The sequence below is a fragment of the Chitinophaga rupis genome (genome assembly GCF_900109685.1).
Lineage (GTDB): Bacteria > Bacteroidota > Bacteroidia > Chitinophagales > Chitinophagaceae > Chitinophaga > Chitinophaga rupis.
This window is the reverse complement of the sequence record NZ_FOBB01000003.1, coordinates 155,653-167,543: the sequence shown is the minus strand read 5'-3', so window position 1 is coordinate 167,543 and position 11,891 is coordinate 155,653. Positions and strand designations below refer to the sequence as shown.

Sequence of the window (11,891 nt, the reverse complement as noted above, 5' to 3'; positions counted from 1 at the left end):
GCCTGTTTATCCATTCCCGGGCGCATATGGAAAATGCAGCCCCTTGTAGTATTCCAGTGTATGGTCAGGCTGCTCATACTGGCGGGGGATGGGCATTTTGGAGAAGGTCTGGAAGTAAAGCAGGCAGGCATTGCGCCACCAGCTGGCTTCTTTTACCTGTATGGCCAATAACATCTGCACCTGTTTAAAGCGTTCTTTATCCACCCGTCTCTCCAGCGTATTCCATTGCTGCTGCATAACCTTTGCAGCCGCAACCCCGGAATTATAGCGGTAGCATAATTCCTCCCACAGTGTTCTGCCGGACTTCATTTTAAAATTCCAGGGAACATGATGGAACCAAAGCAGGAACGCTTCCGGCGTTGTATGAACGTCCATGAATCTTTGCTGCATACCCGGTGCATATTGCGCCAGCGCATTGCTGCCGGAGGCTGTTCTGTCAAAGCCCAGCCCCACCGTATCTGCGCGGTGATAGTATACCGGGTTCCAGTCGGGCCTTCCTGCATTGGTGATCCAGGGCGCAGGGCCATAATGATGCCCTGTTCCCATAATATGATGAAGGCCAAGCGGTGTCATATAATTCACCATCGCTTCATATGAGGAGAGCATTATTTTTTGGGTAGTGGCTACCAGCATGGTGTCACAGCTAAAGGTTTGTTTGATCCACTCATCCGCTATTTGTGCGGCGCTAAGCTCATAGTTCCAGGCCAGCCTGCCGAATGCATACCAGTTAGCCTGCCCAAACGGGTGCCCGGTCCAGTTACGGTCGTTGCCTATGTTTGCCACACCTGCAATGCCGGTTTGTGGGTAATGATGCAGGTCGCCATCTATTACACGGGCCACGGTAGCGCCTTTGCCGCCCTGGTAGGTATCTGTTTCCAGCACTTCTTTAAACAGGGGCGCTTCATATACCAGCTGTGTGGATTGTCCCAGGTACTCTTGCGTTATCTGAAACTCCATCATGAGCGGCGTTTTTGGCATAGCGCCGAAAAGCGGTGAAACAGGTTCCCTGGGTTGAAAGTCAATAGGTCCGTTCTTTACCTGCAGCAGCACATTGGCGCGGAATTGCCCATCCAGCGGTTTAAATTCATTATAGGCCTGCTTAAAACGGTCTTCCGGTGATGCATTGCTGTATACGAATGCCCGCCACATTACAATGCCTCCATAAGGTGCTACTGCATCAGCCAGCATATTGGCGCCATCTGCATGCGTGCGCTGGTAGCTCTGCGGCCCTGGCTGTCCTTCTGAATTGGCTTTCACCAGGAAGCCGCCAAAGTCCGGTATCAGCTGGTAGATCTCTTTTGCTTTTGCGTTCCACCAGGCCTTCACAGTATCGTTCAACGGATCTGCGGTGCTTAGCTTACCAATCTCAATAGGCGCGCTGAACCTGGCTGTGAGGTATACCTTAATTCCATAAGGGCGGAACACATCGGCCAGTGCTTTTACTTTTAATAAATAATCTTTCGTGAGCACCAGCGCATTGGCATTTACATTGGTCAGTACCGTTCCATTGATGCCAATGGAGGCATTGGCCCGGGCATAGTCAATATAACGTTGATCAATATACTCCGGCAGCGTATGCCAGTTCCATATGGAAATGCCTGCATAGCCTCTTTCCACGGATCGGTTAAGGTTATCCCAATGGTTTAAGATCCGGTGCTGGATCCGCGGAACGCTTGTAATATCAAGATGTTCAAGGCTTTGGCCTGTTTGTAAGAGGCGCAGAAAGTGAAATACGCCATACAATATGCCGGTGTCTGTATTAGCTGTTATAATGATGCTGCGCTTTGTACTGTTGATATAAAAACCTTCTTTTCCAAGGTCTTCATATTTAAGCGCCAGGGCGGGCAGGTTAAGCGGGGCATGCGCTTTAGTAAAAATGAGCAGGGAGCTGGCGGATGCATTATTATCCGTATTTATCTTCTTATCCAGCAGGCCTTCCAGGCCCGATAGCAGTTCCTGCCTGGCAGCATCCAGTACAGGAGTACCGGCCGGGAAATAAATAGTGTTCACCTGGTTAAGATAGGTGTACAATAGCTTTGAGTTAACAATCTTATCATAACGTAACCAAAGCCTGTAGCCATCTTCAGCTATGGCGGCGCGGAAATATAGCAGCAGGAAAATAAGAAGGGACCATCGTTTCATGTGGAATTTTTTATAGATCAATGACCTGCCGGACTTTTAAGTGACGACTGCCGTACAATCAGGTCAGACCGGAGGATAATGGTAGTCGTATTATTTATTTGCGAGGTGCTGTTAAGATGGTTCACCAGCAGCCGGCCGGCCACCTCGCCCATTTCAAAGCCTGAGTAGGCGATCGTGGTCAGCTTCGGCTCTATCACCGTTGACATGGGATCATTGTTAAAACCTACAAAAGCTATCTGCTCCGGGATGCGTATGCCCTTTTCCTTAAGCGCTATCATGCAACCAATTGCGCAACTGTCGTTGGCTACAAAGATGCCATCCGGCAGCGGTTTCATTTTCAGGATCTTTTCAGCGCTCTCATAACCCGCCTCCTGGGTAAGATTGGTAACGATCACATTTTCTTCCCTGAACTTGATCTTCGCATCCTCAAGGGCGCTCCTGTAGCCCGCCAGACGGTCCTTGTACACGTTTTGCATGGGGGGAGCCGTAATGTGAACGATCTTTTTGCAGTGCTGCTCTATCAGGTGTTTGGTAGCATCATAAGCAGCCTGGTAATTATCTATCAGGATGCTGGTGGCGCTCCGGTGCGGTTTTACACGGTCGAAAAAGATAACCGGTGTTTTTTTCCGGAAGAATTTATCAAAGTGGTCAAGCGTGTTTGTATCGTAGGCCAGGGATACCATCAGTCCGTCAACCCGGCTGTTAAACATGGCTTCGGCGCTGTCTGCTTCTTTACGGGCCGATTCTGATGACTGGCTGATTAACAGCGAGTAACCATGCTCGTTAGCCATCAGCTCAATGCCCGCGATCACGGATGACATAAAATGGCTGTTGAGACGGGGAACGATCACCCCAATGGTCTGTGTTTTCTGGCTGCGGAGGTTACCGGCAAAGTGATTGCGGCGGTAGCCCACTTCGTCGGCCAGCTCAAAGATCTTCTTTTTCGTTTTGGCGCTGATCCTGGGATGGTCCTGCAGGGCGCGGCTCACCGTAGCCGGGGATATCTTCAGTCTTTTGGCAATATCATAGATCGTTATTTCCTTATCTTCTTTCCCATTTGTCATATGAGCTGTTATGAGAGTTATTAGGCTAATGTAGAAATAATTTGGAAAAATGCGCAATCGGTTGCATATTTTTCGTAAAATGCCTGTATTACTGGAGTACAATTCTCCGCTGATCTCAATTCCGAAATTCACATTAACGGGCTTAAGTTCGTTTTTGTTCCAGTTGGGATTGAATGCTCCTGGTATCGATCAGGGACCAGACTTCAGCGATCTTTCCGTCTTTCAGCTGGTAAAAAACATGTTCTGAAAAAGAGATCTTTTTGCCGTTAGGGTGGAAGCCAAGAAATTCGCTTTGAGGTGTGCAGTCAAATTTTATCCGGCATGCAATGGTATCATCTTTAACAACAAGGAGGTGTACATTATAGTATAGATCCGGTATCGCAGCAATATCCCCGGCAATGAGGTTTTGATAGTCAGTACGTGTCATTGCTTTGCCATTATAGGTCAGCTTTTCCTGAACAAATTCACTAAGATCATCCAGGCGGCGCTCATTCAGAAAACTGATATAACGCAGGTAATGTGCTTCGTTTGCTGTTGCCATGATCAGCGGTTTAATTTTGAATATAAACTTTGATCACAAACATCAGACCATAGCAGCTAAGGTTAACCATATTGAATAATCCGGGCTTTTCACTGCTTATTTTTGAGCGCTATTCCAGGTATTATTGCTGTTATCCGCATCCGCGTCATAGGCATTCCCCAGCATTAGCTTACTAACCGCTTTGTTTGCAGTGAAATCCAGGGTGGTAGAACTATTGCCTTTTTTCCAGCAGGCTATATCCCTGCTGATGGTTTCTGTGGTACCGTCTTTATAAAATACGGCGAGGTGCACCGGGATCATTCCCTGGCCCTTGCGGACAATGACTACGGTATATTTAGATTGTTGATGAGAAACTTTCTCTATGGCAAGATCAGGAACATTTTTTTCAAAGAACCAGTTTTGCCAAAACCAGTTAAGATCAACCCCGGCGCCTTTGTTCATGCAATAAAAAAGATCATAGGGTGTTGGATGCTTACCCTGCCATTGGCTGATGTAGTAATTCATTGCTTTATAAAACACCTTGTCTCCCAGCATTTCCTTTACATAATGAAAGCCCAGCGCGGGTTTAAGGTCTTTGTTTGAAAACCGTGCCTTGCCATAAAGCTGGGGAGTAAGGGTCATGATGGGTACATCCTGGTCGATACCGGCGCTGCTGTTCACAGAACTCAGGTCATAAACATCCACAACATCAGGCGTAATTTCTTTTTGCAGCGTAAATTCAGAAAAAGTAGCCCAGCCCTCATCCATAAAGGAGTATTTGGTTTCGTTGGTTCCCACAAAAAAGGGGAACAGGGTATGATAAATTTCGTGCGCCGTAAACTCAACAGCTTCAGTGCCCTCAAATGGTAAATTATTCACCATCATCGGATATTCCATGGCATCCAGGCCTTCAAAAATAGTTTCATGCGGGTACGGAAAGGGCAGGCCCGGCGTTTTATAGCTGATCAGTTCTACGGTTTTCCGGGCATAATTTACAACCGGTTCAAAGCTTTTGTGCCGGGGATTATAAACAGCATCCACCCGGGTCCTTCTTTTTGTTTTGGGGTCAACCACCAGGCTGGATGCTTTCCATACATAATGATTACTGGCAACAAAAGCAAAGTCTGTAACATTATCCGCCTCAAAGATCCAGGTATTGGCAGGATGGTTAAGCGTGATGTTATGTGCTGCAAGACCGGCACTGGTAATAATATCTGTCACCCCATCACTTTGTGCCGCAGTAGTTATTCTTTCGATTATTTCAGGTGCATATACCTCCGCAGGGTTCTTCAATTCGCCGGTGGCCCAAACCTGGTAGCTGCCGGGGATAGTGATGCTGACCTTAAAATCGCAATAGTCGTTATAAAACTCCTCCTTACCTACATAGGGATATTCGTTCCAGCCATCTATATCGTCATAAACAGCAATGCGGGGGAAAAAATAGGCGATCATAAAGGCGCCTGAGTCAACCTGGCCCGTGCGTACAAAGGAAGTTTTATTTACCTGGTAGCCATAATCAATATCAAAATGGGTACTTTGTCCCGGAAGCATCGTTACACCTTTCAAATACATATTAGTACCCCTGACCACCAGCTTTTTGCTGTCAATGGCAGTGTTGTTAACAAGCATTGTTTTTATTTCAACACCATTGGTCAGATCTTCAGGCAATACGGGAACATTGCGCATGGCTTGAGCCTGATAGAGATTGGGATAGAGCTTGAAGACTACCTGCCTGAGGGTATCGGGACTATTATTAGTGTAGTCAACACCTACATTTCCTGACAGTGCATTTGTAATTGGATCAAAGGTTACCCTGATCGTATAGCTTCCTTTGTTTTGCCAATAGGCTTTGCCGGGAGACCCATTGGCATCCCGGGTGTGTTGCAGGTAAGCCTTTTTAAAATTGACGGCAACCGGTAGCTGCTGCTGTCCTATTGCCATGGTAATACTCAGGATGGTGAAAAGAAAAGTAAAGCTGAAATAATGCATGGCTTTAAAGATACGAATTACGAATTATCAATTACGAATGAGGTGCTACAAGCTTCTGATTGCATAATTGATAATTCGTAATTCTTACTGTCATTCTTTCTGCCCTGCAAATTGAAAGCCCATGGCTTCCATCTTCAACCCCGTCACTTTTTGTTTTTCATCGCGTATGAACAGGAGGGTTGCTTTTCCATCTGCATCAAATTTATCAGCCTCCTGCATGGGGGTAATAGCGCCGCCTTGTTCGCCAGCCTTCATCAGCAACTTTCCATCCTGCGTGCTTATTTCAATATAGGGGAATGGCAGCCCTGTCATCTTATATTTCCCTATATAATCGTTAAGGTCGGCTTTAGGAGCCGGGTTCACGCTTTGATCACTGGTGGCGTCTTCCGTTTTAAACGAGGTATTCAACACGATCATTAACGATGCGCCTTGCTGGGCTTTCGGGTTGCTGAATACAAGGTATATATCATGTACGCCTTCCGTAGGTGTAACTTCCAGCGGTACTGCTTTCCCTGCAAAGCTTAGCGCGCCGCTGCCTGCATCGCCTATAAACGCTGTTTGGCCAAGCAGCTTCCCGTTGGGGGCATCTGCATGCAATTCAATAATACCCCCTGCTGCATTCAGCTGCGCTTTGGGAGCCATAGCAGTTATATCAATGCGTTTAACAGCAGTAAGGTCAATTTGTTTTAAGCCGATATAGCTGCCGGATTTTGAGGGAATAACAAAGTTATTACCTTCATAGCTCATCTTGGTGGCGTCTGTTACTACATCATATTTTGTAGGATTAATATCCGGACTGCGCAAGGTGAACGCCCCTTCAGCCGGGATACCGGGCAGGCCATTGGAACCTTTATCCGTATAGGCTGCACGGAAAAGGTACATACCCTGTCCTTTGTCATTGGGTTGCTGTTTGGTGGTATAGGTACCTTCCACTGGCAGCGATCTAACTTTGGGTTTGGGTTGTGAAAGACTCAGGATATACTTCACCATTTCTGCAGCGTCTTCCGCAGCAAGCTGTGGATGCGCCGCCATCGGCACATCGCCCCAAACGCCTTTTCCGCCGGAGATCACCTTCCTGGTTAGTTTTTCTACTGCATTTGTATTGCCCTTGTATTTCGTGGACACAGCGAAATAGGAGGGGCCAATGGATTTTTTATAATCTCCATGGCAGGTCCGGCAATCGCTGGCCTGGATAAGCTTCAGGCCTTTTCTCACATTCACGGCTTCATCTGCAGTGCGGTGCCCCTGTACAATTTCTGCTTTATCAAAACCTTCCGCCAGGTAATCTATATTCACCACTACCTGCGATGGTTTTATTTTCGCATTGGCCAGGGAGCCATCTTCCTTATCCTTTACTTCTACCTGGTAGTGATAAGTTTTGTTGGGAACGTAAAAGGTCTTATTGCTCTTGCCAATATCAAAGGATACTACCGGTGGCTCATTACCTGCGGTTAGCTCCATAGATTGTGAGGACCGGCCGCCCTTATTGTCAGACACATTCAGCGTAGCCTTATATATCCCTGGCTTTGTAAGGGTAAGCTTTACATCCGGGTCGCTGCTGGTTTTCGTATAACCGTTTTTGGAAGTGATCTTCCAGGAATATTGTAAGGGGTCTCCATCCGCATCTGTTGTTCCTTTGGAAGAAAGGCTTAGCGTAAAGGGAAGCGCGCCGCCCATCTTGTCGGCATTGATGATTGTTTGCGGCTTCCTGTTGCCTGCATTGTATTCAATACGTATCAGCCTTGCATCGTCATTGGCTGTAAACCAGCCGGTACCATATTCAAGCATGTACAGGTCCCCATTGTCCGCAAACTCCATATCCACCGGATTGCTGAATTTATAGCTGGGCATCACCCTTTCCATAGAAACATAATGCCCGTCTTTATCCATGGTTACGGCCATGATCCAGCCACGCATCCATTCATAGATCAGTAATTTTCCATTATAATAAGCCGGAAAAGCATGCGCTGCATTTTTAAATGCATCGCTGTAAAATACCGGGCCGGCCATCGCGCTTCGGCCTCCTGTACCTACCAGCGGAAACTCTTTGGAGACGCCATAGGGATACCAGATAAAAGCGTTTTGTGCCGGCGGCAGCTCATTTAAGCCGGTGTTGTTGGGTGAATTATTGACCGGCTTTAGCGGGTTAAATATTTCGCCGGGTTTATTGGCAGCAAAATCAAAATGGTTGTAGGGTTTGTTGTCTCCTACAAAATAGGGCCATCCGTAATTGCCTGGTTTTTTTGCCTGCCCTATTTCATCCTGTCCTGCAGGGCCTTTTAATGGGTCCGGGTCATTTGCGTCAGGGCCTACTTCTCCCCAGTAGAGTGTACCTGATGTTTGATCAACAGAGATCCTGAAGGGGTTCCTGTTACCCATCACAAATATTTCCGGCCTTGTTTTGTCGGTTCCTTTTGGGAAAAGATTGCCCTCAGGAATTGTGTAAGTACCTTCGGGCTGTGGCGTAATGCGTAAGATCTTGCCACGCAGGTCGTTGGTATTGGCGGATGATTTTTGTGCATCCCAGGGAAATGCTCCTGGCCGTTCATCAATGGGGGCATAGGCTGTGGCCCGTGGGCTGGTATTATCACCTGTGGATAAGTAAAGATTTCCTTGTTTGTCCCAGGCAATAGAACCGCCGGTATGGCAGCATTGTTCCCGCTGGGTGGGTACTTCCAGCATTACTTTCTTCGACTGCATATCCAGCACATCGCCCTTCAGTGTGTAACGTGTTAAAACGTTGGCAGATTTTACAGGGTCGGAGTAATATAGGTAGATCCAGTGGTTCCTGGCAAAATTGGGGTCTTTGTTTAATCCCAGCAAGCCATCTTCCGCCTCTGACACCTTGCCCTCTTTGTCTTTATATTTTGTGCTTACGGCAATGGTTGCAATGGTTTTAAGCTGTTTGGTCTTTAAATTATAAAGTTTTACAGCGCCATGCCTTTCAATGAATAAAATGCGCCCGTCGTTTAACACGCTCAGCTCCATGGGTTCGTTCAGCTTTTCGGCAAGCACCACTTTTGAAAAGCGGTTTTCTTCCGGTTTGGCTTTTGAATAATCCAATGCAGCAGGCTTGTCGCCACCCATTACATAATGTAATCCTTCCCATAAATGATCTAAGAACAGCGGTTCAGTATAGGTTTCATTCGTATGCCCCATGTTGGTGTAAAAAGAGCGGCCACCGTCAAAATCATGATACCAGCTCATAGGGTGGTTAGCCCCGTTCTTACCGCCGCGGTAAGAGCTTTCATCGATCTTTACCAGCACATGTATGGTAGTGTCAATTTGTTTGAAGCTGTAAAACTCATCGCTGCGTTCAAACTGCTCCGGCATTCCTTTGGTAGCAAAGCTGTTCTTGTCTGTTACATAATATTTCCCTTTCTGCACATTATCCGGCATGGGATGGTCCAGGAAATAAGCGCCTACCAGCTTTCCGTACCAGGGCCATTCATATTCGCAGTCTGCTGCGGCATGTATGCCAAGGTAACCACCACCAGCCTGTATGTACCGTTCAAATTCCAGCTGCTGGGCATCATTCAATACGTCGCCGGTAGTGCTTAAGAACACTACGGCATTATACTTTTTCAGGATGGCTGTACTGAGTTGTGCTGCGTCTTCCGTAAAATCTACTGCAAAACCTTTTTCGGCTGCCATTTTTGAAAAAGCTGCTTTTCCTGCGTCAATGGATGGATGCCGGAACGCTTCTGTTTTGGAGAACACCAGCACACGCTGCGTTTGCGCATTGATGGTGTTTGCCAGGAAAAGGAGTAATGACAGCGCAACGGTAAAAGCGGGCACGGTCTTTTTTACTGCACCAGGTAGTTTCATAACTGTTATTTTGAACGTGGTAATCAGGCTATTGTGGTTAGTGGATTATTTTACCGGCATGTTATTTCCGGCGTTCGCCTTCCGCATCAAACATATTCATAAGGCTTCCGGTTACATGGTCTTCATCTTTACGCGTTAAAAGAAGGTTTACGTTATAACCTTGTGCAGTAAAGCTAAAGGCAATCTCATTATCCTTTAGTGTAACATCAGTAAGCTTTGATATTTCTGCACCGGTGGTGTCCTGTGCCACGCCGGCAATGGAATCGTTCTTTTGTTCCAGGAGGAACAGCATCCGGGCATCGCCATTGGGCGTGCCTTTGAAAAGCACACTCCATTTACCGGCAAAATAATCAGCCCCGGCTTTAGATTGCGCGCCTGCATTTAATACACCCAGGAGAAGGATCCCGGTTACAATAATAGCTGTCTTTTTCATTTGGTTAATTTATGGTTTATCAGAAGGGTTTATTTAATTGTTAACAGGAAGGCCTGGTGGGTAGTCAGTGAATATAGGACAGGTACATGATTGTACGTGGAACTCAGGTGGCAATCAATGGCTGCGAAACAACAAATACAACCTATATTGTATCACTTTGATACAATAATAAGGATTTTATGTTTTTTTCAAAAAAATATTTTCACTTACCTTAATTTAGTGGGAGTTAAGTAATGTTCATGTAAATGATGGTTGAATATGGGGAATCAGAATAAAGGGGACGTCAATGGGTTAAAAGAAGGGATCAGGGAGTTTATGGAAGCCGCTCCTGCTATTTATATGCCCGGTCTTTCCGTGGACACGGTGATCTTTGGCTTTCACAACGATAAGCTGAAAGTGTTTTTGCTGCGTTTTGCCAATACGCCTTACTTTGTATTGCCGGGGGGATTTATTAAGAAAGAAGAGAACCTGGACGATGCAGCCCTGCGCATATTGCAGGAAAGAACAGGCCTGCAGGATATTTACCTGGAACAGTTTTATACTTCCGGTAATACCAGCCGCTCAAAAGAAACGGTTGCAAAAGAGGAGCTGCAGAAGATCATCGGCAAAGCGCAGTGGAGCAACTGGTTCGATCAGCGTTTTGTGTCCGTATGCTATTATGCCCTGATAGATGATACAAAAGTGAAGCCTGAAACAGAGATCTTCTTTACAGAATTTAAATGGTTTGATGTGAATAAGCTGCCCAAGCTGTTGTATGACCATGATCTTATTATCAAAAAAGCGCTGAGCAGGCTGCAGTCAGACCTTGATGAAAAACTGGTAGGCTTTAACCTGATGAGTGAAACCTTTACCATGGGGCAATTGCAGAAATTGTATGAGGCGGTGCATCAAAAGAAGTTTGTGCGTACCAATTTCCAGCGAAAGCTGCTTAGCCTGAATGTGCTGGAGCGCCTGGAAAAGCAGTATACGGGAAAAGCGCATAAAGCGCCTTTCCTATACCGGTTTGTTACAGGGAATAGCGAATAAAGCAATACTATATTAGCAGGTGTATTTTCCCGGGTCAAAAAGAATTGTAAGCATAAGTTCCTCTATATTGTTAGGGATTGTCAAAGTTGTATGCCAGCCTCTTAATTCGCCGAGATGTTTTGCCGTATTGCGGGTATTAAAATCTTTTAATTGGTCTAGCGTGTCCTTTAAAGCATCCAGCAAATTTTCAGAGATCGCTGAAAGCCGTTCAAGCAAATAATCGGCAACAGCTTTAGTAGGGACATCCATTTTGGATTTAAAGGAGAAATAGTCTGGACATAAACAGGCCTGCTTATGCTGTAAAAGTGCAATCTTTAAAACAGTAGGTTGAAAGGTTCTGCTATGACGATAATGTTTAACCAGCATTCGCTTTTTTGAGTAAGCCAAATGCTTTTTATATTCGGATTTCAGAAAATCTATTTTCTCCTGCACGGAATAAAAAACCGGACTAAATAACATTAAGTTTTTTTGTAACGCCGGGATTAGTGTTTCCTGGTAATAAACTATCCGGTCTTCAGCAGCGCTTAATTGAGGTAAGTATTGTTTGTCGTGTTCAATTAGACTTTCTTCAATTTGTTTTATGCGCGCCGGCTTCCCTGATAAATAATCTTCAAATTGTGCCGGGGTTAAAATTTCCTGGAATTGATCCTGCTCATAGTCCAGTTCTTCCCAGGCTGAAAAGAAAGAAGAGGTGCCGGCGCTTTTTTCTGCTTCATATAAAAGTATTTTTTCAGCTTGATGGCCGGTTAACTCGATTCCCATTGTCTCTTTATATTGGGACTGCAAAGATCTTATTTCCCAATCATTGTCTTGATGTGTCATGGTATATGTGCTGGTGTTTGCGTATTAGTAATGTTTTTCAACTTCTTTGCAAGGGTTTAAACCGGCT

At 45.8% G+C, this 11,891-nt stretch carries 8 protein-coding genes; 1 reads left to right on the top strand and 7 read right to left on the bottom strand.

Annotation, left to right across the window (positions count from 1 at the left end; translation table 11 throughout):
* Positions 1-6 precede the first annotated feature (6 nt).
* The 6 genes from BMZ54_RS13770 to BMZ54_RS13745 form a co-directional block, all read right to left on the bottom strand.
* Positions 7-2,142 (bottom strand): alpha-glucuronidase family glycosyl hydrolase, encoded by a 2,136-nt coding sequence (locus tag BMZ54_RS13770; RefSeq protein WP_089914133.1) that lies wholly within the window; start codon positions 2,140-2,142, stop codon positions 7-9.
* Between the two features lie 17 nt (positions 2,143-2,159).
* Positions 2,160-3,206 (bottom strand): LacI family DNA-binding transcriptional regulator, encoded by a 1,047-nt coding sequence (locus BMZ54_RS13765; RefSeq protein ID WP_089912350.1) that lies wholly within the window; start codon positions 3,204-3,206, stop codon positions 2,160-2,162.
* A gap of 142 nt (positions 3,207-3,348) precedes the next feature.
* A complete protein-coding gene (locus tag BMZ54_RS13760) occupies positions 3,349-3,747 on the bottom strand; it encodes an ester cyclase (RefSeq protein ID WP_089912347.1) in 399 nt (132 codons plus the stop codon).
* Between the two features lie 96 nt (positions 3,748-3,843).
* The gene (locus tag BMZ54_RS13755) at positions 3,844-5,715 is read right to left on the bottom strand and encodes a M1 family metallopeptidase (protein WP_089912346.1); all 1,872 of its coding nucleotides are present in this window, start codon (positions 5,713-5,715) and stop codon (positions 3,844-3,846) included.
* A gap of 90 nt (positions 5,716-5,805) precedes the next feature.
* The gene (locus BMZ54_RS13750; RefSeq protein WP_089912342.1) at positions 5,806-9,543 is read right to left on the bottom strand and encodes a ThuA domain-containing protein; all 3,738 of its coding nucleotides are present in this window, start codon (positions 9,541-9,543) and stop codon (positions 5,806-5,808) included.
* Positions 9,544-9,604: 61 nt separating this feature from the next.
* A complete protein-coding gene (locus BMZ54_RS13745; RefSeq protein ID WP_089912338.1) occupies positions 9,605-9,976 on the bottom strand; it encodes a hypothetical protein in 372 nt (123 codons plus the stop codon).
* Between the two features lie 258 nt (positions 9,977-10,234).
* Here BMZ54_RS13745 and BMZ54_RS13740 point away from each other — a divergent pair, with 258 nt between their 5' ends.
* A complete protein-coding gene (locus BMZ54_RS13740) occupies positions 10,235-11,002 on the top strand; it encodes an NUDIX hydrolase (protein WP_089912335.1) in 768 nt (255 codons plus the stop codon).
* A 12-nt stretch (positions 11,003-11,014) separates the two neighbouring features.
* Here BMZ54_RS13740 and BMZ54_RS13735 read toward each other — a convergent pair whose 3' ends face one another.
* Entirely contained in the window at positions 11,015-11,824 is an 810-nt protein-coding gene (locus tag BMZ54_RS13735; RefSeq protein ID WP_089912332.1) for a hypothetical protein, read from the bottom strand.
* Positions 11,825-11,891: the final 67 nt, after the last annotated feature.

What these genes read in the sequence shown, in the direction of transcription:
- BMZ54_RS13770 (WP_089914133.1), bottom strand. Translation starts at nt 2,142, where the DNA reads ATGAAACGATGGTCCCTTCTTATTTTCCTGCTGCTATATTTCCGCGCC.
- BMZ54_RS13765 (WP_089912350.1), bottom strand. Translation starts at nt 3,206, where the DNA reads ATGACAAATGGGAAAGAAGATAAGGAAATAACGATCTATGATATTGCC.
- BMZ54_RS13760 (WP_089912347.1), bottom strand. Translation starts at nt 3,747, where the DNA reads ATGGCAACAGCAAACGAAGCACATTACCTGCGTTATATCAGTTTTCTG.
- BMZ54_RS13755 (WP_089912346.1), bottom strand. Translation starts at nt 5,715, where the DNA reads ATGCATTATTTCAGCTTTACTTTTCTTTTCACCATCCTGAGTATTACC.
- BMZ54_RS13750 (WP_089912342.1), bottom strand. Translation starts at nt 9,543, where the DNA reads ATGAAACTACCTGGTGCAGTAAAAAAGACCGTGCCCGCTTTTACCGTT.
- BMZ54_RS13745 (WP_089912338.1), bottom strand. Translation starts at nt 9,976, where the DNA reads ATGAAAAAGACAGCTATTATTGTAACCGGGATCCTTCTCCTGGGTGTA.
- BMZ54_RS13740 (WP_089912335.1), top strand. Translation starts at nt 10,235, where the DNA reads ATGGGGAATCAGAATAAAGGGGACGTCAATGGGTTAAAAGAAGGGATC.
- BMZ54_RS13735 (WP_089912332.1), bottom strand. Translation starts at nt 11,824, where the DNA reads ATGACACATCAAGACAATGATTGGGAAATAAGATCTTTGCAGTCCCAA.